General features: G+C 64.9%; 18 protein-coding genes. 7 read left to right on the top strand and 11 right to left on the bottom strand.

Annotated elements, in window-relative coordinates; all coding sequences use genetic code 11:
• The first annotated feature begins 6 nt into the window (after positions 1 to 6).
• Positions 7 to 1,767: a fatty acyl-AMP ligase gene (locus tag A8G00_RS07195; protein WP_103000377.1), complete on the top strand. Its 1,761-nt coding sequence runs from the start codon at positions 7 to 9 to the stop codon at positions 1,765 to 1,767.
• A gap of 158 nt (positions 1,768 to 1,925) precedes the next feature.
• Positions 1,926 to 4,223 carry a bifunctional diguanylate cyclase/phosphodiesterase gene (locus tag A8G00_RS07190; protein WP_103000376.1) on the top strand — a complete coding sequence of 766 codons (2,298 nt, stop codon included), beginning with the start codon at positions 1,926 to 1,928 and terminating at the stop codon, positions 4,221 to 4,223.
• A 307-nt stretch (positions 4,224 to 4,530) separates the two neighbouring features.
• Here A8G00_RS07190 and A8G00_RS07185 read toward each other — a convergent pair whose 3' ends face one another.
• Together A8G00_RS07185 and A8G00_RS07180 are read right to left on the bottom strand one after the other, a co-directional pair.
• Positions 4,531 to 5,034, bottom strand: coding sequence for a DUF3617 domain-containing protein (locus A8G00_RS07185; protein ID WP_103000375.1), 504 nt, complete (start codon positions 5,032 to 5,034; stop codon positions 4,531 to 4,533).
• 109 nt (positions 5,035 to 5,143) lie between these two features.
• Complete coding sequence (locus A8G00_RS07180) at positions 5,144 to 5,689, bottom strand: DUF3617 domain-containing protein (protein WP_048576805.1); 546 nt, start codon at positions 5,687 to 5,689, stop codon at positions 5,144 to 5,146.
• 335 nt (positions 5,690 to 6,024) lie between these two features.
• Here A8G00_RS07180 and uvrB point away from each other — a divergent pair, with 335 nt between their 5' ends.
• On the top strand, positions 6,025 to 8,208 hold the full coding sequence (gene uvrB / locus A8G00_RS07175) for an excinuclease ABC subunit UvrB (RefSeq protein ID WP_103000374.1): 2,184 nt from the start codon (positions 6,025 to 6,027) through the stop codon (positions 8,206 to 8,208).
• 284 nt (positions 8,209 to 8,492) lie between these two features.
• On the opposite strand, the gene A8G00_RS07170 is transcribed toward uvrB, so the two are convergent.
• From A8G00_RS07170 to A8G00_RS07155, 3 genes are all read right to left on the bottom strand, one after another.
• Positions 8,493 to 9,857, bottom strand: coding sequence for a methyl-accepting chemotaxis protein (locus tag A8G00_RS07170; protein WP_025547487.1), 1,365 nt, complete (start codon positions 9,855 to 9,857; stop codon positions 8,493 to 8,495).
• Between the two features lie 96 nt (positions 9,858 to 9,953).
• Positions 9,954 to 10,871: a DMT family transporter gene (locus A8G00_RS07165; protein ID WP_044660371.1), complete on the bottom strand. Its 918-nt coding sequence runs from the start codon at positions 10,869 to 10,871 to the stop codon at positions 9,954 to 9,956.
• A gap of 410 nt (positions 10,872 to 11,281) precedes the next feature.
• On the bottom strand, positions 11,282 to 12,802 hold the full coding sequence (locus tag A8G00_RS07155; protein ID WP_025547484.1) for a fumarate hydratase: 1,521 nt from the start codon (positions 12,800 to 12,802) through the stop codon (positions 11,282 to 11,284).
• A 128-nt stretch (positions 12,803 to 12,930) separates the two neighbouring features.
• Between A8G00_RS07155 and A8G00_RS07150 the strand changes: the two genes are divergently transcribed.
• On the top strand, positions 12,931 to 13,446 hold the full coding sequence (locus A8G00_RS07150) for a hypothetical protein (RefSeq protein ID WP_103000373.1): 516 nt from the start codon (positions 12,931 to 12,933) through the stop codon (positions 13,444 to 13,446).
• An 85-nt stretch (positions 13,447 to 13,531) separates the two neighbouring features.
• Here the strand turns inward: A8G00_RS07150 and A8G00_RS07145 are convergent, their stop codons facing one another.
• Positions 13,532 to 14,302, bottom strand: a complete 771-nt coding sequence (locus tag A8G00_RS07145; protein WP_025547481.1) for a CsgG/HfaB family protein — start codon at positions 14,300 to 14,302, stop codon at positions 13,532 to 13,534.
• A gap of 187 nt (positions 14,303 to 14,489) precedes the next feature.
• Between A8G00_RS07145 and lepA the strand changes: the two genes are divergently transcribed.
• A complete protein-coding gene (gene lepA, locus A8G00_RS07140; RefSeq protein ID WP_025547480.1) occupies positions 14,490 to 16,295 on the top strand; it encodes a translation elongation factor 4 in 1,806 nt (601 codons plus the stop codon).
• A 46-nt stretch (positions 16,296 to 16,341) separates the two neighbouring features.
• Here lepA and A8G00_RS07135 read toward each other — a convergent pair whose 3' ends face one another.
• Both A8G00_RS07135 and A8G00_RS07130 read right to left on the bottom strand, forming a co-directional pair.
• Positions 16,342 to 16,731 carry a type II toxin-antitoxin system death-on-curing family toxin gene (locus A8G00_RS07135; protein WP_103000372.1) on the bottom strand — a complete coding sequence of 130 codons (390 nt, stop codon included), beginning with the start codon at positions 16,729 to 16,731 and terminating at the stop codon, positions 16,342 to 16,344.
• Between the two features lie 3 nt (positions 16,732 to 16,734).
• The gene (locus tag A8G00_RS07130; RefSeq protein WP_103000385.1) at positions 16,735 to 16,962 is read right to left on the bottom strand and encodes an AbrB/MazE/SpoVT family DNA-binding domain-containing protein; all 228 of its coding nucleotides are present in this window, start codon (positions 16,960 to 16,962) and stop codon (positions 16,735 to 16,737) included.
• Between the two features lie 102 nt (positions 16,963 to 17,064).
• On the opposite strand from A8G00_RS07130, the gene A8G00_RS07125 reads away from it, so the two are divergent.
• Together A8G00_RS07125 and A8G00_RS07120 are read left to right on the top strand one after the other, a co-directional pair.
• Positions 17,065 to 17,451 carry a PH domain-containing protein gene (locus A8G00_RS07125; RefSeq protein WP_025547475.1) on the top strand — a complete coding sequence of 129 codons (387 nt, stop codon included), beginning with the start codon at positions 17,065 to 17,067 and terminating at the stop codon, positions 17,449 to 17,451.
• 171 nt (positions 17,452 to 17,622) lie between these two features.
• Positions 17,623 to 18,306 carry a hypothetical protein gene (locus A8G00_RS07120; protein WP_025547473.1) on the top strand — a complete coding sequence of 228 codons (684 nt, stop codon included), beginning with the start codon at positions 17,623 to 17,625 and terminating at the stop codon, positions 18,304 to 18,306.
• Between the two features lie 57 nt (positions 18,307 to 18,363).
• Here A8G00_RS07120 and A8G00_RS07115 read toward each other — a convergent pair whose 3' ends face one another.
• From A8G00_RS07115 to rnd, 3 genes are all read right to left on the bottom strand, one after another.
• Positions 18,364 to 18,768: a DUF1801 domain-containing protein gene (locus tag A8G00_RS07115; protein WP_103000371.1), complete on the bottom strand. Its 405-nt coding sequence runs from the start codon at positions 18,766 to 18,768 to the stop codon at positions 18,364 to 18,366.
• A 209-nt stretch (positions 18,769 to 18,977) separates the two neighbouring features.
• On the bottom strand, positions 18,978 to 19,274 hold the full coding sequence (locus A8G00_RS07110) for an I78 family peptidase inhibitor (RefSeq protein ID WP_103000370.1): 297 nt from the start codon (positions 19,272 to 19,274) through the stop codon (positions 18,978 to 18,980).
• A gap of 13 nt (positions 19,275 to 19,287) precedes the next feature.
• On the bottom strand, positions 19,288 to 20,454 hold the full coding sequence (gene rnd, locus A8G00_RS07105) for a ribonuclease D (RefSeq protein WP_025547468.1): 1,167 nt from the start codon (positions 20,452 to 20,454) through the stop codon (positions 19,288 to 19,290).
• Positions 20,455 to 20,533 lie beyond the last annotated feature (79 nt).

The raw sequence follows: 20,533 nt of genomic DNA, 5'->3' as shown, positions 1-20,533 counted from the left end.
ACAAACATGACATTGGGTGACACCAATATGACGGGTTCGCAAAGCATGATGGCACCGACGCCAACCTCCGACGATCTGCCCCGCCGTTTCTCGGACTTCGAGACGCTGGGCGAAGCGCTGGACTATGCTGCGACCGGGCGGCGCGGCCTGAACTTTCACGACGCGCGGGGGAATCTGGCGCGACCCTATCCCTTTGCGGAGCTGCGCGAGGACGCGGTCGCCTGCGCCCACCGGCTGATCGCCCATGGGGTGAAGCCGGAGGATCGCGTGGCCCTGGTGGCGGAGACGGGCCCGGATTTCGCGCAATTGTTCTTCGGCATCGTCTATGCGGGCGCCTGGCCGGTGCCGCTGCCGCTGCCGACCAGCTTCGGCGGCAAGGAAAGCTATATCGACCAGTTGAACGTCCAACTGTCGAGCTGCGACCCGATGCTGTTCCTCTTTCCCAAGGAACTGGAGGAGATGGCGGGGGAATCCGGCCGTCAAAAGGCGGTCGAGAGCATCGCCTTCGAGGATTTCATCGCGCGGGAAGCCGTGCCCTGCGATCTGCCGCAGGCGAAGGGCGAGGAGATCGCCTATCTGCAATATTCGAGCGGTTCGACCCGCTTCCCCCATGGCGTGGCGGTGACACATCATGCGCTGCTCAGCAATCTGGCGGCGCACAGCCATGGCATGGAACTGGTCGAGAGCGACCGCTGCATAAGCTGGCTGCCCTGGTATCATGACATGGGTCTGGTCGGCTGCTTCCTGTCCGTCGTCGCCAACCAGGTGTCGACCGACTATATGAAGACCGAGGATTTCGCCCGCCGTCCGCTGGCATGGCTGGACCTGATCAGCCGCAACGAGGGCACCTCGATCAGCTATTCCCCGACCTTCGGCTACGACATTTGCGCACGCCGCATGTCGAGCCAGACCAAGGCGCAGGATCGTTTCGACCTGTCCCGTTGGAGGCTCGCGGGCAACGGCGCGGACATGATCCGCCCGGACGTGATGCAGAGCTTCGTCGATGCGTTCGGGGACGCGGGGTTCAGCCCCAAGGCGTTCCTGCCGAGCTATGGCCTGGCCGAGGCGACGCTGGCCGTCACCATCATGCCGCCGGGCGAGGGCATCATCGTCGAACTGGTGGAGGAAACCGACCTTTCCGGCGGCGACGCGACCGAAGGCCGGCCGCAGCGCTTCCGCTCGATCGTCAATTGCGGCAAGCCGGCGCGCGACATGGTCGTGGAAATCCGGGACGAGGATGGCGCGAAGCTGAACGAGCGGCAGATCGGCAAGGTGTGGACCACCGGGCCGTCGCTCATGGTCGGCTATTTCCGCGATCCTGAGGCGACCGACGCCTGCATGGTCGACGGCTGGCTGGACACTGGCGACATGGGCTATTTGAGCGACGGCTATCTTTATATCGTGGGCCGCGCCAAGGACATGATCATCATCAACGGCAAGAATCACTGGCCGCAGGACATCGAATGGGCGGTGGAGCAGCTTCCCGGCTTCAAGCAGGGCGACATCGCCGCCTTTGCCATCACCACGCCGGGCGGCGAGGAAGCGCCCGCCGTGCTGGTGCATTGCCGGACCTCCGACAATGATGAGCGTACCCGGCTGCGCGACCAGATCCGCGAACGCGTGCGGGCGATCACCGGCATGAACTGCGTGGTCGAACTGGTGCCGCCGCGCACTTTGCCGCGCACCAGCTCGGGCAAGCTCAGCCGGTCGAAGGCGCGCAACCTCTATCTGACCGGCGAAATCCGGCCCTACGACATCGCCGCCTGACCCTTTGCCGCGCACCGACCGGCCGGGGGCCGCTTTTTTCATCTGCTTTTGACGGCCGTTACGGATTGATAACCGCTTGCTGTTAATCCGGCCGGGTGAGACGCGGGCAAGGGCCATCTTCTGAACAGGCTTCGCGGGAGCGAATATCGCTTCGGGCGATGATGGGTCTTGCCGTCGTGCCGGGCGATGCGGCGGAGCGCGTCCTTGCCGCCCAATTGCGCTCGGCCGATCATGTCGCGCTGCTGAGGCAGGCGATGAACCTCTTCGGCCTGCTGTTCCTGTGGCAGGTCTTCGGCGATCACGGCTCCGTGCCGGGGCTGATGGTCTGGAGCGCCGCGCTGGTCCTTTCCATGGCCGTCGGCGCCATCCTGCGGCGCAGGCGCAATGGCGCGGCGGCAAGCGCGACCGATCTCAGGGTCCATGGCTTCACCGGCCTGCTTCACGGCCTCGTCTGGGCGGCGTGCATGATGACGCTCTCGTCCGGGCACGGCGCCGCGCAGTTGGTGGCGCACTGGACGCTGATCAGTTGCATCATGGTCTGCGGCGCGATCAGCTATGCCGCCACTCCGCTGGCGGCGACCGGCTTCCTGCTGCCCTGCATCGTCGGGCTTGGCGCGCTGTTCGATCCGCGCGACCAGACGCCGCTGCTTGCCCTTGCCACCAGCTATGCGCTGTCGTTGCTGGTCGGCTGCTTCCTTTATGCACGGACCTTCGCCCGGCAGCACAGCGCCAGCGTGCAACTGGAGGAGAAGAGCGAGGTCGTCAGCCTGCTGCTGCGTGAATATGAACATGGCGCGTCCGACTGGCTGTGGCAGACCGATCCCGCGCGGCGGTTGAGCGGCGTGTCGCCGCGCCTTGCCGAAATGCTCGGCCGTACACCGGCTGAAGTGGAAGGCGTGCTGCTGGTGCAACTGCTGGCTGGAAATGCCTGGGAAAGCGGCCTGTTCCCGACCGAGCTGCATGCGTTGGCGGATCATCTGAAGCGGCGGGAAAGCTTCAGCAACATCGTCCTGCCGGTCGAGCTGGAGGGGGATGTGCGCTGGTGGGAACTGTCCGCCTCGCCCCGCTATGACGAGGGCGGCGCCTTTCTCGGCTTCCGGGGTGTTGGCTCCGATATTACCGAACAGAAGGAATCCGCGGAACGGATCGCGCAGCTTGCGCGGTTCGACCCGTTGACCGGCCTGCCCAACCGCACGCATCTGCGCGATGTGCTGGATCAGGCCATGGGCGGCGGCGCGGCGGCGGGCGCAGGGCGCGGCGGCTGCGCCTTCCTGATGATAGACCTGGACCGGTTCAAGGCGGTGAACGATACGCTGGGCCACCAGATCGGTGACAAGCTGTTGACCCAGGTGGCGCGGCGATTGCGGCATATCTGTTCCGGCGCGGAATTTTGCGGGCGCATCGGCGGCGATGAATTTGCCGTCGTCATCCCGCAACTGGGGGACAATCACGGCGTCGACAGGCTTGCGGCCCGGATCATCAACGGCCTTTCAGCCCCTTATCAGGTGGACGAACATACGCTTTACGTCGGTGCATCCGTCGGGTCGGCGGTGTCGCCACAGGATGGCCATGAATCGGAGGCGCTGATCCGCAGCGCGGACCTCGCCCTCTATCGCGCAAAGGGCGATGGCGGCGGCGTGCATTGCGCCTATGAACCGCAATTGCATGCGCAGGCGGAGGAGCGCCGCCAACTGGAACTCGCGCTGCGCGACGCGCTGGAGAAGAACCAGCTGCACGTGCTGTTCCAGCCGGTGGTGGAGGCGCAGGCGGGCATTGTCGTCGGGTTCGAGGCGCTGGTGCGCTGGACCCACCCGGACATGGGGCCGATCTCGCCAGCCAAATTCATTCCGGTCGCGGAAGAAGCCCGGTTGATCGGACCGATCGGGGAATGGGTGCTGCGGACCGCCTGCAAGGAAGCGGCATGCTGGCCCGAAGGCGTGCGCATCGCGGTCAATGTCTCGGCCGAGCAGCTCGTCCATCCGAGCTTTGTCGGTGCGGTGGTATCGGCCCTTGCGCAGAGCGGACTGGAGGCGCGGCGGCTGGAGCTGGAAGTCACCGAAAGCGTGTTCGTCAACGCCGATACCGGGGCGCTCAAGATACTCGATCAGTTGCGGGGGCTGGGCGTTCGGCTGTCGCTCGACGATTTCGGGACGGGCTATTCCTCGCTCGGCTATCTCAGCCGCACACGTTTCGACACGATCAAGATCGACCGCAGCTTCGTCGTGGGCGCGGCGAACAACAGGGCGGAAAGCCTGGCGATCATCCGCGCGGTGGTCACGCTGGCGGACAGTCTGGGCATGGCGACCACGGCGGAGGGCGTCGAAACCGAGGCCGAACTGGCCATGGTCAGGGGCCTGGGCTGCCGCAAGGTGCAGGGCTTCTATTTCGGGCGGCCCATGCCGGCGGCCGACGCGGCGGCGCTCTTCCCCGGGCATCAGGTGCGCGCCCGAGCCTAGGCTTCATCGCCGCGATGGCAAGATGCGCTCCGGGGTCCATCGAACATGGCGCAGTCTTGCCCATCCGTCGCGGCAGCATGATCGCCCCCATGCTGCTCTCGGCCCGCCCCTTATCCGCCGGCCGCGATCCGTAATTCCATCGCCTCGGAAAGCATCCCCGCGCTTGCGATAATGGCCGGCAGCCTTCGATCGCCGCGAGGGCCGCGCGCCATGCTCCGAAAGGCCGGCGATCCCGCGAAAGGAAGACGCCGCGCCGTCGGGCTTTGCGGACCGGGCACAGTTGGAGAACCCCGCCCGGTCCTTATCGTCACGCCTTTGTGCATTCCCCCGCACGCTTGCCGGTGACGTCATGGGTGGTGCGCAGCACGGGCTGGCCGCCCTCGGTCCTCGTCATGGTGCTGCCCAGCGTCAGCGTATCGGCGGTGAAATTGCCCTCCAGCACGATTTCGGATGTGCCCTTGCCGGATGTGCAGCTCAGCGTAGCGATCAGACGCCCCTTGCGGATCAGCTTGTCCTTGTAGGTGCAGTTCTTGCCCTCATCCCCGGCGAGAGCATCGGCGTCCGGCACGCCGGCGGCATCGACGGCGATGCAGGTCTTGTCCTCGCTCACCTGTTTCAGCGCGGCCTGATATTCGGCCGGGGTGACTGTGGGGGTATTATAGCCGGTTGTCTTGCGCGTCAGCGCCCATTCGCCCGCTTTCATGACGATCGGCGCTTCGGTCGTTTCGGGCGCGGGTTCCGGCTTGCTGCCGCAGGCGGCCAAGCCGAGAGCAAGCCCAAGCGGCAAGGCCGCCAGCGCGAATTTCTGCATATCCTCTCCCCTGTTCTCTGTTGGAACCGGTGCAGGCTCGCGCCAAGCCGTGCAAAGCGCAAGAGGAATCTGCTATCGCCTGCAGGCGCTTCGCTCACATCGCCTGCCCTTACTTCTCCGCGCAGGTCGTGCCGATCCACTTGCCGCTGGTCCTGGCCTTCATGCTCATGTTCATGCCATTGGGCGCACCGGTCATCTTCATGTCCATGTGCATCTCATAGCTTTCGGGCGCATAGCTGCCGGACATGACGGCGTTCATCGTGCCGCCCTGCGACTTGCAGCTTATCTCGCCCTTCACGGAACCGCCGCTGGCGTCGAAGCCCTTGTAGGCGCAATCCTTGTTCTCCTGCCCCGAGAACATCTTGCCGCTGGGGTTGGCGGCTTCCTCCGGCGAGACGCAATATTTGATCGAGGTGCGGCTCATCATCTTTTTCATCTGCTCTTTCATCTGGTCGCCGCCGCCGGGCATGTTCGGCATGTCGATGTCCTCCAGCTCATAGCTGCCCTCCCACTGGCCGGGCTTGAGCTGGACCTTCTGCACTTCCTGGCGGACCTCCTCGCGGGTTTGCGGCTCGCTCGCCTTCTTTTCGCCGCACGCCGCGAGCAGGGCGGTCGCTCCCGTCAGGCCGATCAGGATGGAAAGTGTCGGACGCATAAGCTTTTCTCCCTGTTTCCACGCCGTTTAGGGCGCGACCATATCAAGGGAGGGGGAGGATGCAATGCGGAATGGGCAAGCCATATGTTCTTTATTTGTTCCAATTCTGATGCTATGCGTCTTCGATAATCGGGTGAGCGCTGATGGACTGGGAAGATGGGGAACGGCGTACTTCGGCCCTTCGCGCGCGCCAGGGTGACAAGCCAGCGGTCGCCGTCCGAAGGGCCGTTCGAACCGAAGTCCTGAAAGGGCGGAGGCGCGCGGCTTTGCCGCTTCCCGGCATAAGAGAGCGTGAAGCCGATTGCGTCTCAAGCCAAAGGCCCCATATTCCGCTTATGTCTATCCAGATCCGCACCACGCTGGACGAGCCGGAGACCGGCGAAGGCTTCGTCCCCCACCGCCCCGCGCGCCCGGAAAAGAGCGAGGGTGGCAGGCCGTTCAAACTGGTGTCGGACTATGAGCCGTCGGGCGACCAGCCGACCGCCATAGCCGAACTGGTGGAAACCGCGCTGGCTGGCGAGAAGGACCAGGTGCTGCTTGGCGTCACCGGATCGGGCAAGACCTTCACCATGGCGAAGGTGATCGAGGCGTTGCAGCGGCCCGCTCTGGTGCTGGCGCCCAACAAGATACTGGCCGCGCAGCTTTATGGGGAGTTCAAGAGCTTCTTCCCGGAAAACGCCGTCGAATATTTCGTCAGCTATTACGACTATTACCAGCCCGAAGCCTATGTGCCCCGCTCCGACACCTATATCGAGAAGGAGTCGAGCGTGAACGAGGCGATCGACCGGATGCGCCATTCGGCCACGCGTGCGCTGCTGGAACGCGACGATGTGCTGATCGTGGCGTCGGTGTCCTGCCTCTACGGCATCGGCTCGGTCGAAACCTATTCGGCCATGACCTTCGCGATGAAGAAGGGGCAGGTCGAGGACCAGCGGGAGATCATCCGAAAGCTGGTGGCGCTCCAGTACAAGCGCAACGATGCGGCGTTCGCGCGCGGCAATTTCCGGGTGAAGGGCGACAATCTGGAGATTTTCCCGTCGCACTATGAGGACACCGCCTGGCGGGTCAGCTTCTTCGGCAATGAGATAGAGGACATCGTCGAATTCGACCCGCTGACCGGCAAGAAGGTCGCGAGCCTGGACTTTGTGAAGGTCTTTCCCAATTCGCACCACGTGACGCCGGGCCCGACGCTGAAGCAGGCGATGGAGGCGATCCGCTTCGAACTGGCGGAGCGGCTGAAGGAATTGCAGGTCGAGGGCAAGCTGCTGGAGGCGCAGCGGCTGGAGCAGCGGACCAATTTCGACCTGGAGATGATCGCTGCCACCGGCTCCTGCGCGGGGATCGAAAATTATTCGCGTTTCCTGACCGGCCGTCTGCCGGGCGAGCCGCCGCCGACGCTGTTCGAATATCTGCCGGAAAATGCGCTGCTGTTCGTGGACGAAAGCCACCAGACCGTGCCCCAGATCGGGGCGATGGCGCGGGGCGACCATCGGCGGAAGATCACGCTGGCCGAATATGGCTTCCGCCTGCCGAGCTGCATCGACAACCGGCCCTTGCGCTTCAACGAATGGGACGCGATGCGGCCGCAGACGGTCAGCGTCTCCGCAACGCCGGGGTCTTGGGAGATGGAGCAGACCGGGGGCACCTTCTCCGAACAGGTGATCCGCCCGACCGGCCTTATCGACCCGCCTGTCGAGATCAAGCCGGTGGAGGACCAGGTGGACGACCTGATCCATGAGGCGAAGGAGACGGCGAAGAAGGGCTATCGCACGCTGGTCACGACGCTCACCAAGCGCATGGCCGAGGATCTGACCGAGTTCATGCATGAGGCGGGGATCAAGGTCCGCTACATGCACAGCGATGTCGAGACGCTGGAGCGCATAGAGCTGATCCGCGACCTGCGGCTGGGGGTCTATGACGTGCTGGTGGGCATCAACCTGCTGCGCGAGGGGCTGGACATCCCCGAATGCGGGCTGGTCGCGATCCTCGACGCGGACAAGGAGGGCTTTTTGCGCTCCGAAACCTCGCTCATCCAGACGATCGGGCGCGCGGCGCGCAATGTCGAGGGACGGGTGATCCTCTATGCCGACCGCGTCACCGGATCGATGGAGCGGGCGCTCAACGAGACGTCGCGCCGCCGCGAGAAGCAGATGGCCTATAATCTGGAACATGGCATCACGCCCACCACGATCAAGCGCAACATCGGCGACATCATCGCCCATGTCGCGTCGAAGGATCAGGTGACGGTGGATACCGGGCTGGAGGACAGGCCGCACCTCGTCGGCCACAATCTGCGCGCCTATATCGAGGATCTGGAAAAGCAGATGCGGGCCGCGGCGGCGGACCTGGAGTTCGAGGAGGCCGGACGCATCCGGGACGAAATCCGCAAGCTGGAGGCGGAAGAGCTTGGCCTGCCCGCCGGGCAGCAGGTGGCGGCGCCGCGAGGACGGGCGACCGAGGGCAAGCCGGGAACGCGCAAACTGCGCTACGGGAAGGTGCAGAAGAAGTTCGGACGTTAGGGGCCGGGGAACCGTCCGCTTCTTATTCGAACCCGCCATGCTCCTCGAAGGCGCCCGAACAAGACGCATGGTTCGTCAGAGCCCGGTTCCGCCGTCTGTGGACCATTGCACCGTGGAAACTGGGCTCCCGCCTTCGCAGGAGCACTTTGTGCCTCAAGAATAGCGGAATGGCCGCGATCCACCCGCCTTCCGCAGATCATGGTGGCGTTTGAATGGGGCTTCCATACGCCGCTCCGTCTTCAGAACGCGGCGAAGGCCGCTCCCGACCCTTCAGGCCGAAAATCTCACCTGTCCTGGTCCTGATAGGCCATTTGCAAAATCCCCCAATGCCGTCCTCGAACATGGATGGAGGCGATGACCTGCTTCAGCAATATGACCTCACCCACGGCGTTCAGCCGCCGATAGGCCTTGATGCAGAAGGGTTGGGTGATCCTGCACTGCTCGCGCGTGTCGGGGAAATCGAAGATCAGGCCCTGGCGCGAATATTCGAAATTCCAGTTGTCGTCGCCCGGCCGCTGCGGATGCGACCGTTCCGGCATCGCGACCGCGCCGAAGCTGTTGCGGTCGGTGAAGGTCATGCCGAACAGCCCCGGAAAGACGCGCGCCCTTTCCTGCTGCACCCGCGCAGCGGGGATCAGCACCGGCTGGACCGGATGGCTATATTGCACCGGCTGCGTGCCGGGGATCGGCATGTAGGATTCGCTGAACAATTCGCTTTCCGTCAGCCGGCCCTCGACAACGGCCAGTTCCAGCGCGTCGCTTACCGCTTGCGCGGCATCCAGGCAGAAATCGATATAGGGCGTATCGGGAATCTCCACGCCGCTTTCCGCCACCAGTTGCAATAGTCGGTTGGTGTCGTCGCTGGCTGTGGAGATGCGGCCGGACAGTCTTTGCAGGCCCCCCGCATTGTCGGTGGAGGTGCTCGCCAGCGCCGCCAGCCCGCCGCGAATCTCGCCCGCCGATCCGACGATGGAGGCGATGCGTTCGGCCACCCCCTCGCTGTTGCTGGACAGGTCTTCCATCAGCGCGCCGAGCCGTTCGACCAGCAGTTCGATATTCTTGGTGTCGTTAAGCGCCGTGCGCGCAGTTTCCGCGCCGTGGACGATGCCCTCCAGCATCTTGCCCGCCTCGCCGGTCAGCGCTCCGATGGACTGATCGATGGTCTGGGTGGCGGTCGCGGTTTCCTGCGCCAGCTTCTTGACCTCTGCGGCCACCACGGCGAAGCCGCGCCCGGCATCGCCTGCGCGCGCCGCCTCTATGGTCGCGTTGAGCGCCAGCAAATTGGTCTGGCTGGCGATGCCGCTGATCACGCTGGTGACATGGGCGACGGTCTTCAGCGCCTCGCGAAAACCGTCAAGCTGTGCGTGGACGCTGCTCACCCGCTCGATCAGGTCGACGAAATTGCTGTTGGCGTCCGACAATTGACGCCCGGAATCCTGGATGATGCTCCGCGCGGCCACAGCCTTTTCGCGCGCATCCTGTCCCGCCAGCGACACGCTTTCGCCATCCCGGGAAAGCTGCGCCGCCGCGCCGCTGATCGCCTCGATCGTGCGGGCCTGATTGGTGACGCGATCCGCCAGCTCGCTGATGTCCGCCTGCAGGTCGAGCGTGCGGATGCCCAGGTCGCCGGACAGCTTGGCCACCTTCATCACCGCCTGTTCGACGTTCCGGGTTCTTGCCTGGTTTTCCACGCCGTCCGGGCTATCGGACGTTGGTAAAATATCCGTTATCGATGCGGTGGGCCGTTATAGCGCGCCAGTCAGCGCCAGCACGACGCCGGTGGCCACCAGCACCAGCCCCATGACCTCGCTCTGCTTCATCCGTTCGCCCAGGTAGAAATGACCGAAGCCCAGGGTGAAGGCGACCTCCACCTGCCCGACGATCCGCACCAGCGCGACCGGCGCAGTCGCAAAGCCGGTGAACCAGCATGCCGAACCGAGGGCGGACAACAGCCCGACCTGCCCCGAAATGCGCCAGCCGTGCAGCACCTTGCGCATTTCGCCGGGCTCGCGCAGCAGCAGGAAGCCGCCCTGCATCACCGTCTGCATGGCGACCGTCACGACCAGCACGATCAGCGCGGCCAGGACCGGGTCCGCGTTCGCGCCACCGGCGTCCACCTCCTGCGTTCCCCGCCGGATGGCGATGGCGGTCAGCGCAAAGAAGAAGCCCGAGGCGATGCCGCACAGCGCGGCCGGTTGCCCCAGCGCGCGGAGGAAGCCGGGCTTTTTGCCGCCGACCGACAGCAGCATGATGCCCGCCACGCCGCAGCCGATCCCCGCCCAGGCCAAGGGAGGCAGACGCTCCCCCATCAGCAGGAAGGATAGGATGGCCCCCTGCACCGCCTCCGTCTTGGAATAAGCCGTGCCGACGACGAAATTGCGATGGGCGAAGGCCATGATCAGCAAATTGGTCGCGACGATCTGCGCCAGTCCGCCCCCCAGGCAGAACAGCAGGAACGATGGATCGGGCGAGGGGAGCGGGCCGGGATAGATCAGCCGATAGCCCGCCAGCAGCATCAGCGCGAAGGGCAGGCCGTAGAGATAGCGCACCAGACCCGCCGCGTTGACGGACAGTTCCTTGCTGACCCGGCGCTGCACCGCCGTCCGCCAAGCCTGCGTCGCTCCCGCCAGCAGCGTCGCCGGAAGCCAGATGGGAAACGCCATCCTAGTCCTTCCCGGAATGGTGGAGGGGAAATGCGCGACCGTGGTGCAGAATATGCCGCGCCACATCGTCGAAATCCCGGATTATGTCATGAGCCTTGATCCAGAGCACCCTTAACCCCCTGAGAACGCGCCCATGCGTCACGCTGGGCATCCTGCGCCATCTGCTCGGCATGGTCATGAAAGCCGTTGTCCGGCTCCATAGCGAACCGGACAGAGGCGTAGTGGAAATCCAGCACAAAAGCCCGACCGGATGCTGTTCACAGCGCGATTTCGGGTGCGCCAAAGCGCGCCGCAATTCCCGCGCCTGCGCGACGCTCCTTCCATTCGGCTGCCTTGCGCCGATTCCCCGCCACCATCTGCTTCGCAAACGGTTCCCTCCCCATCTCCCGACGGGGAGGATCGGGCGAGCCTCACACCCCTTCGAGAAGGCCTTCCTTCTTGATCTTCTCCTGCCACACCAGCGGGGCGAGACGGTGGACATTCTGGCCTTCGCTGTCGACGGCGACGGTGACGGGCATGTCCTGCACCTCGAACTCGTAGATCGCTTCCATGCCCAGGTCTTCGAAGCCGACCACCTTGGCCGCCTTGATCGCCCGCGCCACCAGATAGGCCGCGCCGCCGACCGCCATCAGATAGGCGCTCTTATGCTTGGCGATGCTGTCGGTCGCCGCCGGGCCGCGCTCGGCCTTGCCGACGCAGGCCGCGAGGCCCTGTTCCAGCATCATGTCCATGAACTTGTCCATGCGGGTCGCCGTGGTCGGACCGGCCGGGCCCACCACCTCGTCGCGCACCGGATCGACCGGGCCGACATAATAGATGACGCGACCCTTGAAATCGACCGGCAGTTCCTCGCCGCGGCTCAGCATGTCCTGGATGCGCTTGTGCGCCGCGTCGCGCCCGGTCAGCATCTTGCCGTTGAGCAGCAGGCGGTCGCCATGCTTCCAGCTCTGCACCACTTCCGGCGTCAGCGTGTCGAGGTCGACGCGGATCGCCTCCTTGCTCGGCTTCCAGTCCACCTGCGGCCATTCCGAAATCTTCGGCGCTTCCAGATAGGCGGGACCCGAGCCGTCGAGCGTGAAATGCGCATGGCGGGTCGCCGCGCAATTGGGGATCATCGCCACCGGCTTGCCCGCCGCATGGCAGGGATAGTCGTAGATCTTGACGTCCAGCACGGTGGCGAGGCCACCCAGCCCCTGCGCGCCGATGCCGAGCGCGTTGACCTTGTCGAAAATCTCGATGCGCAGCTTCTCGATCTCGTTCTGCGGTCCGCGCGCCTTCAATTCGCCCATGTCGATGGGCTCCATCAGCGATTCCTTGGCCAGCGCCACGGCCTTTTCCGCCGTGCCGCCGATGCCGATGCCCAGCATGCCGGGCGGGCACCAGCCCGCGCCCATCTGCGGCACCATCTCCAGCACCCAGTCGACGATCGAATCGCTCGGGTTCATCATCTTGAACTTGGTCTTGTTCTCCGACCCGCCGCCCTTGGCCGCGACGTCGACGATGACCTTGTCGCCCGGCACCATCTCGACATTCAGCACGCAGGGCGTGTTGTCCTTCGTATTGACGCGCGAAAAGGCGGGGTCCTTCAGGATCGAGGCGCGCAGGCGGTTCTCCGGGTTCAGATAGGCGCGGCGCACGCCTTCATCCACGACCTCCTGCATGGAGCGGCTGTTATCGTCCAGCCGGCAGTCCATGCCCCATTTGATGAAGACGTTGACGATGCCGGTGTCCTGGCAGATCGGGCGATGCCCCTCTGCGCACATGCGGCTGTTGGTCAGGATCTGGGCGATGGCGTCCTTCGCCGCAGGATTGGCCTCCGCTTCATAGGCTTTGCCCAGCGCGCGGATATAATCCATCGGATGATAATAGCTGATGAACTGGAGCGCGTCGGCCACGCTCTCGATCAGATCGGCGGTCTTGATGACGGTCATCTACCCTGGTCCCTAATCTAAGGCCCGCCCCGCACGGCGGGTCCATGCAGGGGAGCGGCTAGTAGGGAATCGCGCGTGAGTCCAGTAGCGGCAGGGAGCCGGCCGCCTGTCCCGGGCGTTTCCCGCCCATGCCCCGCGCACTCAAGACCTATCGCACCGCCATCGGCTTTCACGACGCCTATGTCGCCGCGCCCAGCCAGAAGGCGGCGCTGGAGGCCTGGGGCGCCGACGCCAATCTCTTCGCCCGCGGCGTGGCGGAGGTCGTGACCGATCCGGCCCTCATGGCCGAGCCGCTCGCCCATCCAGGCCAGGTCATCAGGCGCCCGCGCGGTTCCATGGCGGAACATCTCGCCGCGCTGCCTGAGGAGAAGCCCGCAAGCCCCAGAAAGGCGAAGGCGCGCGGCGCGGCCAGGCCCAGGCCCCGCCCCGACCGCGCACCGCTGGAGGCGGCGGAGGAGGCATTGGCGGCTCTCGACCGTCAGCAGGAAGCGGAGCGCCGTCAACTGGCCCGCCGCGAAGCCGCCCTTCGGCGCGCGCGTCAGGACCTGGAAAAACGGCATCAAGCCGAAAGGCACCCGCTGGAGAAAGCCCGCGACGCAGCGGCAAAACGCTATGAACGGGCGCTCAGGACATGGGAAGGCTAGAGTATCGCGCAGCAGGATGGCGAGACCAGTGAAAAAAAGGCGCCACCGGAAGCTCCGGCAGCGCCCTTCCCTTCAAAACCGTCCTTTATTGCGCGCGGGGCGCCGCTGCGGCCGCATTGGCGGGCAGGCCGCCAAGCTGCGTCACCAGCTTGGTATAGGCGTCGAGATAGGCGAGCACGATCACCTGCCCGATCTCCGTATTCTGGTAGCCGCCGCCGCCGGCCGCGGCGAAGCCGCCCCACCAGCCGGCGCCGCCGCCGCCGCCGAAGCTCAGGTCCGACTTGCGCGCATAGCCCTCCGTCAACGCCTCTTCCTCGGTCGTACGGGCGTTGACGATGGAGAGCGTCACATTGGCCTCGCTCTTCTTGACCGAAATGCCGCCCGCCAGCGCGCCGAAGGTCCGGCCGCCCAGGAAGCCGCCGAGCATGCCGCCCAGCGCATTGCCACCTGAATTCTTGTTGGAGGAGACGATGTCGGGCTGCAGATAATAATCCGCCGCCTTCACCTGGCCCTTGCCCAGATTGGACCCCGCCTGCAATTCGCCGGAGTCCGCCATGGCGCGTTCCATATTGCGGCTGGCCATGGCGCGGCCGCGGTTGACGATGCCGAAGCAGCCCGACTGCTGGATGAACACCTTGAGGATCGCCTCCGGGCTGCCCAGGTTCAGCTCACGCCACCACTGGTTGTCCGGCTCGACGATGGCCACCGTGCCGAGGCGACGGGTGCAATGAGGAATTTCGGCGGTTTTCTTGGCCTGCTGCTGCCGGGCGGACGAACCCTTGTCGGCGGCCATCGCCGGAGAAGCCGCGACAGCCAGACCGGCTGCGGCAGCGACGAACTTCGCGAACACACGCATTGTCATGCACCCCTGAAAGTTGCTGAAGTCGTTTTGATTTTGTGGCGCCCCGATATTTGCACCATGCTCTAGCACAACCGCGCGGGCGCGCAAGTAATGCGAACGGTTATCACCGCCATAGCCTTAACGGGCATGGGATGTGCGAGCCTGCTGACAGGCCCTCAAATGGCTGCTATCGGCGCGGGCCATGACCGATCTCTCGCACATCCGCAATTTCTCGATCATCGCCCATATCGACCATGGCAAGTCGACCCTGGCCGACCGCCTGATCCAGCGCACCGGCGGCCTGACCGACCGGGAAATGTCGGCGCAGGTCCTCGACAACATGGATATCGAGAAGGAGCGCGGCATCACCATCAAGGCGCAGACCGTGCGCCTCGACTATGTCGCGAAGAACGGCGAGACCTATGAGCTGAATCTGATGGACACGCCGGGCCATGTAGACTTCGCCTATGAGGTGAGCCGCTCGCTCGCCGCCTGCGAGGGCGCGTTGCTGGTGGTGGACGCCGCGCAGGGGGTGGAGGCGCAGACGCTGGCCAACGTCTACCAGTCGATCGAGCATGACCATGAGATCGTGCCCGTCATCAACAAGATCGACCTGCCCGCCGCCGAGCCGGAGAAGGTGAAGGCGGAGATCGAGGAGGTGATCGGCCTCGACGCGTCGGAAGCGGTGCTGGCCAGCGCCAAGGCCGGGATCGGCATCGACGACATTTTGGAAGCGGTGGTCGCCAAGATCCCCGCGCCCAAGGGCGACCGGGAGGCGCCGCTGGAGGCGATGCTGGTCGATAGCTGGTACGACCCCTATCTGGGCGTCGTCATCCTGGTGCGCGTCGTCAACGGCGTCATCAAGAAGGGCCAGAACATCAAGTTCATGATCGGCGGCACCGAGCATCTGATCGACCGCGTCGGCTGTTTCCGGCCGAAGATCGAGCAACTGGGCGAACTGGGGCCGGGCGAGATCGGCTTCATCACCGCGCAGATCAAGGACATCAGTCAGACCCGCGTCGGCGACACCATCACCACGGTCAAGAATCCGGCGAAGGAACCGCTGCCCGGCTTCAAGGAAGTGCAGCCGGTGGTGTTCTGCGGCCTGTTCCCGGTCGACGCCAATGATTTCGAGAAGCTGCGCGAATCGATTTCCAAGCTGCGGCTGAACGACGCCAGCTTCTCCTTCGAGATGGAGACGTCGGCCGCGCTGGGCTTCGGCTTCCGCTGCGGCTTCCTGGGCCTGCTGCATCTGGAGATCATTCAGGAGCGGCTGAGCCGGGAATATGATCTGGACCTCATCACCACCGCGCCTTCGGTGGTGTACGAGATTCACATGAATGACGGGACGGTCCGGCATCTGCACAACCCCGCCGACATGCCCGACGCCAACCATATCGACTATATCGAGGAGCCGTGGATCGAGGCGGTGATCTACTGCCCCGACGAATATCTGGGTTCGATCCTGAAGCTCTGCCAGGACCGGCGCGGCATTCAGAAGAACCTGACCTATGTCGGCGGGCGCGCTCAGGTGACCTATGAACTGCCGCTCAACGAGGTGGTGTTCGATTTCTACGACCGGCTGAAGTCGATTTCGCGCGGCTATGCCAGCTTCGACTATCATCAGATCGGGGCGCGGGAAGGCGACCTCGTCAAGATGAGCATCCTCGTCAACAATGAGCCGGTCGACGCGCTCAGCATGATCGTTCACCGGGGCACCGCCGAATCACGCGGGCGCGGCATGTGCGAGCGATTGAAGGATTTGATCCCCCGCCACCTGTTCAAGATTCCGATCCAGGCGGCGATCGGCGGCAAGGTGATCGCCCGCGAGACCATCGCGGCGATGCGCAAGGACGTGACCGCCAAATGCTATGGCGGCGACATCACCCGCAAGAAGAAGCTGCTGGAGAAGCAGAAGGAGGGCAAGAAGCGGATGCGCGAATATGGGTCCGTGCAGATCCCGCAGGAAGCCTTCATCGCCGCGCTGCGCATGGGGGATGAGAACTGAGGCTCCTGCCGGTGCAGGAGTACGCTATTCCCGAACTAAAGGGACTTCATTCCGCCGCCAGATGGTCCCGAAACCAGGCGGTGGTTTCCTCCTCGCTCAGTTCTCCGGCCGCGAGAGCCAGGAAGGCTACTACCAACTCGGCGTCGGTGGCCGTCAGCACATAGCCGTTCAGCGCCAGGAAGGTTTCGCTGACAACTGCGGCGGTGCGCTTGTTGCCGTCGACAAAGGGATGGTTGCGCGCAATGCCATAGGCATAGGCAGCCGCCAGTTCCGCTGCATCGGGTTCATGATAGGCCGCCAGATTCTGCGGGCGGGCCATGGCGCTTTCCAGCAAGCCTGAGTCGCGCACGCCTTCACCGCCGCCATGTTCGGCCAACTGTTCGGCATGCGCCGCCATCGCCACTTCGGCGCTGACCCAGACCCAATTGCGGGACATGGTTTATTTCGCAAGCTCGCGCAGCGCGCGTTTGCGGCGCTGCATGACCTCCCGCGCTGCCGCCATCTGGGCGTCGAAATCGGGTTCGGCTGCGCTTAATTCGATGCCGCGCGGCGTGGTGACGACCGACAGGGTCTCGCCGACGCTGACATTGAGATGCGCCAGCACCTCCTTGGGCAGGATGACCCCGGCGGAATTGCCGATCTTCGTGATCTTGAGCGGTGTGTTCATACGGATGTTATAACCATTATCCGGCTGCGGCGCAAGTCCGGCGGCCTTGACGGCGGCGGGGCGTCCATGGTCAATGCTCACGACCAACCGCAGGGGACCGGCATGAGCGAGACATGGCTGTATGACGAGCATCCCGCGATGTTCCGCGCGCATCCCTTCCTGTTCATCCTCCTGCTGATCTCCGTCGTCGGCATCCTCGCCATCGGCGTGTGGTGGGTGTTGCACAAGGGGGAGCGGCTGGCGCTTTCCGACCGGGAAGTGCTGCTGGAACGGGGCCTTCTGGCCAAGCAGCGGACGGAGATCGCGCTTTCCAGCATCCGCAGCGTGCGCATCACCCAGACGTTGGGCCAGCGCATCTTCAACGTCGGCAATGTGGAACTGTTCAGCGCCGGGGACATGGCGGAAATCGCGATCAGGTCCATGCCGCGGCCCGACCGCATCCGGGCGATCGCGGCTTCGCGCAATCTCGACCTGCTGCCCCAGCGGTAGGAGAATGGTGAACAGCCTCTTGACTTGTCCGCATTTATTTCAACGATAGTGCAATAGCGAGAAGGGGTGCTTTGGAGCGCCCACGGCCAGCAGGAAGGACGCCGGAGGAACGCCGGTCCGCAGTGGCGCGGGCAGGTGAGCAAGGGGTCGTCGTGCATGGGCTTGCGTGTGATGCCGTCGCTGCCAGAACTGACCGCGCAGCAGCAGGACGAAGTGCGTCAGGCTTGCGGTTTCGCCTGCGTCCGCTGTGGCGTGACCATCTACCGCTATCTTCGCTTGCCCGAAAGTCATGGGGTGACGCTGCTCTGCCCCACCTGCCATGGGCTGGTGGAGGAAGGGCGCCTGACGCCGATGCAGGTGCAGGGCTTCCATGCCAATCCCGTCGTGCGGCAGCGCCATTTCGCGCGGGACCGCCTGCCCTTCTCGCCGGAATTGCCGACGCTGATCATGGGCGGCTCGCAATTGCTGAGGGACACGCCGATCCCGCTGACGCTGGAGGGGGAGCCGATCCTGATCTTCGCGCCGCCGCGCCGAAGCAATGGCGCGACCCGCATCAGCGTGCGCATGGGTGGCCCCGATGGCGAGCCGGTGCAGGTCGTGAACGGCAATGAGTGGATGCCGACGGACGGTAGCTGGCACTTCCTGCTGCGCGGCGACCGCTACAGCATGATGGCGGCGCGGGGCGAGGGGCTGGCGGTGCTGCGCATCGTGGCGCGCAACCGCATTGCCGTCGAGCATCTGCGCACCACGATCAGGGGGCGGCGGCTGGAAGTGACGCCCGACTGGCTGGAGATCGACGGGAAGCGTTATGTCGGGCGGATCGGCAGCGGGACGCTGATCGGGCTGGAATGTTGATGGGGCGTGGGCGGCGCTGTGGTCTGATCCGTTGGTTATGGGCGCGCCGCTCTTCCATTATTCAGATGTCATCTGACTTTTCTTCCTCAGCCTGCTCATGTTGAGCGCCGCGGCGGCGCGAATCAGCGCCTTGAACGCGTCGGCATCGATTGTCTCGCCTTCCCTTATGTCGATGGCGCGGCGCACATTGCCGTCCAGGCTGGCGTTGAACAGGCCTGCCGGGTCCTCCAGCGAAGCGCCCTTCGCGAAGGTGAGCTTGACCACCGCCTTGTAGCTTTCCCCGGTGCAGAGGATGCCGCCATGCGACCAGACCGGGACGCCCCGCCATTTCCATTCCTCTACCGCCTGCGGATCGGCTTCCCTGATCAGCGCGCGGACATGGGCAAGCGTTTCTCCCCGCCAATCGCTGAGTTCCGCGATGCGCCGGTCGATCAGCGCGGAGGGAGAGTCAGTGTCGTTCATCGGGCCGCTCCTCTTGCCCGGCACCCTAAACGGATCGCAACGAAACGGGAATGGCGTAGCGATGGTGCCAGGAGGGGCCTGCCTCCCCGCGCCACCGCTACGCCGCCCTTTGGGGACCACCCGTGGGGCTGGCCGCCCGCGATCAGGGGGATCGCGACCGGCGCCGGATGGGATACGGCTGTGCGGTAAGGTTTATTCCATTGCGATCCTCAGCCGCAGCGCGCGGTCGTGATCGCCATCTTCCCGTCATAGCTGACGGTCAACCGGTCCGGGCGGAAATCCATGGTCATCGCCATGCCCGGCGCGCCCCAGCGCAGCGTGCGGGCCCCGGAAAGCCTGAGCAATTCGGCGCCGGTCGCCGCGCTGGCGGTCTGGCCGATGAAGCGGTCCAGCCCCTCGTCGCGGCATGGTCCTTCGGCGGTGGGCGGCGGCGTGGCGGGGCCTTGGCCGTTCGCGCCGGCGCAGGCGGCAAGCAGGGAGAGAAGGGGAAGCATAGCGGTTCGCATCCGTCCTGAACTCCTATTGCGTGCGGGTCATCTTGAGGCGGCCATTCTTGACCGCGAAGGCAAGGCGGCCCTCGACCAGGTCGACCGCATCGCGGCCGAACTGTTCATAGCGCCAGCCTTCCAGGATCGCGAGGTCTTCCCGCACGCCGGCGGCCAGCGCGTCGATGTCGTCGCTGCGGGCGATAAGGCGCGCGGCGACATTGATGTCGCGCGAACGGATTTTCAGCAGCAGCTTCAGAAGGTCCGCCACCAGCGCGCCATCCTTGCCCAGGCCCGGCCGCTTGGGGTCGCGCTCCGGCATTTCCTCCTTGGCCAGCGGCTTGTGCGCGGCAAGGGCGAGCATCAGCCGATTGCCGATGTCGTTGGTCTTCCACGTGGCAGACAGGCCGCGCACCTTGCCCAGATCCTCCTGCGTGCGCGGCGGGTGGCTGGCGATGTCGGCCAGCGTCTCGTCCTTGACGATGCGGCCGCGTGGCAGATTCTTGTCCTGCGCCTCCATCTCGCGCCATGCCGCCAGCGCCTTCAGGCGGCCCAGCACATCGGCCTTGCGGCTGGCGATGCGGACGCGTTGCCAGGCCTCGTCGGGCCTGTTCTCATAGTTGGAGGGGTCGCTGATCCGCTCCATCTCCTGATCCAGCCAGTCGCCACGGCCGGTCCGGCGCAGTTCCTCCAGCATCTTGGGGAATATCTGGATCAGGTAGGTGACGTCGCCGATCGCATAATCGATCTGCCGCTTGTCGAGCGGCCGGCGCGCCCAGTCGGTGAAGCGCGCGCCCTTGTCGAGCTGCACGCCCAGCCAGGCGTCGACCAGATTGCCGTAGCCGATCTGTTCGCCCAGCCCCAGCGCCATCGCCGCGATCTGCGTGTCGAACATCGGGTGGGGGGTCTTGCCGGTCAGGTTGTAGATGATTTCCAGGTCCTGACCGCCCGCATGAAAGACCTTCAGCACATCCTCATTGTCGACCATCAGGTCGAGCAGGGGCGAAAGGTCGAGGCCGGGCGCCTTGGGGTCGATGGCCGCCGCCTCATGCTCGTCCGCGACCTGCACCAGGCAGAGATCGGGCCAATAGCTGTTTTCGCGCATGAATTCGGTATCGACCGCGATATAGGGCGATTTGGCGATCCGGGCGCAGAATTGGGCGAGAGTCTTGCTGTCGGTAATCAGCGGATGGATTTGCATATGGTCTTCGATCTTATTATGGGCTGGCCCGTCGCGCACGGGCTCGTCAATGCTTGACAGGACTGCCCATAGCGGCGCT

It is taken from the genome of Sphingobium sp. SA916 (assembly GCF_002894065.1).
Classification (GTDB): Bacteria; Pseudomonadota; Alphaproteobacteria; order Sphingomonadales; family Sphingomonadaceae; genus Sphingobium; species Sphingobium fuliginis.
Note: the sequence above shows the minus strand (reverse complement) of the source record. Positions and strands in the feature narration are given on the sequence as shown.

What these genes read in the sequence shown, in the direction of transcription:
- A8G00_RS07195 (WP_103000377.1), top strand. Translation starts at nt 7, where the DNA reads ATGACATTGGGTGACACCAATATGACGGGTTCGCAAAGCATGATGGCA.
- A8G00_RS07190 (WP_103000376.1), top strand. Translation starts at nt 1,926, where the DNA reads ATGATGGGTCTTGCCGTCGTGCCGGGCGATGCGGCGGAGCGCGTCCTT.
- A8G00_RS07185 (WP_103000375.1), bottom strand. Translation starts at nt 5,034, where the DNA reads ATGCAGAAATTCGCGCTGGCGGCCTTGCCGCTTGGGCTTGCTCTCGGC.
- A8G00_RS07180 (WP_048576805.1), bottom strand. Translation starts at nt 5,689, where the DNA reads ATGCGTCCGACACTTTCCATCCTGATCGGCCTGACGGGAGCGACCGCC.
- uvrB (WP_103000374.1), top strand. Translation starts at nt 6,025, where the DNA reads ATGTCTATCCAGATCCGCACCACGCTGGACGAGCCGGAGACCGGCGAA.
- A8G00_RS07170 (WP_025547487.1), bottom strand. Translation starts at nt 9,857, where the DNA reads ATGAAGGTGGCCAAGCTGTCCGGCGACCTGGGCATCCGCACGCTCGAC.
- A8G00_RS07165 (WP_044660371.1), bottom strand. Translation starts at nt 10,871, where the DNA reads ATGGCGTTTCCCATCTGGCTTCCGGCGACGCTGCTGGCGGGAGCGACG.
- A8G00_RS07155 (WP_025547484.1), bottom strand. Translation starts at nt 12,802, where the DNA reads ATGACCGTCATCAAGACCGCCGATCTGATCGAGAGCGTGGCCGACGCG.
- A8G00_RS07150 (WP_103000373.1), top strand. Translation starts at nt 12,931, where the DNA reads ATGCCCCGCGCACTCAAGACCTATCGCACCGCCATCGGCTTTCACGAC.
- A8G00_RS07145 (WP_025547481.1), bottom strand. Translation starts at nt 14,302, where the DNA reads ATGCGTGTGTTCGCGAAGTTCGTCGCTGCCGCAGCCGGTCTGGCTGTC.
- lepA (WP_025547480.1), top strand. Translation starts at nt 14,490, where the DNA reads ATGACCGATCTCTCGCACATCCGCAATTTCTCGATCATCGCCCATATC.
- A8G00_RS07135 (WP_103000372.1), bottom strand. Translation starts at nt 16,731, where the DNA reads ATGTCCCGCAATTGGGTCTGGGTCAGCGCCGAAGTGGCGATGGCGGCG.
- A8G00_RS07130 (WP_103000385.1), bottom strand. Translation starts at nt 16,962, where the DNA reads ATGAACACACCGCTCAAGATCACGAAGATCGGCAATTCCGCCGGGGTC.
- A8G00_RS07125 (WP_025547475.1), top strand. Translation starts at nt 17,065, where the DNA reads ATGAGCGAGACATGGCTGTATGACGAGCATCCCGCGATGTTCCGCGCG.
- A8G00_RS07120 (WP_025547473.1), top strand. Translation starts at nt 17,623, where the DNA reads ATGCCGTCGCTGCCAGAACTGACCGCGCAGCAGCAGGACGAAGTGCGT.
- A8G00_RS07115 (WP_103000371.1), bottom strand. Translation starts at nt 18,768, where the DNA reads ATGAACGACACTGACTCTCCCTCCGCGCTGATCGACCGGCGCATCGCG.
- A8G00_RS07110 (WP_103000370.1), bottom strand. Translation starts at nt 19,274, where the DNA reads ATGCGAACCGCTATGCTTCCCCTTCTCTCCCTGCTTGCCGCCTGCGCC.
- rnd (WP_025547468.1), bottom strand. Translation starts at nt 20,454, where the DNA reads ATGCAAATCCATCCGCTGATTACCGACAGCAAGACTCTCGCCCAATTC.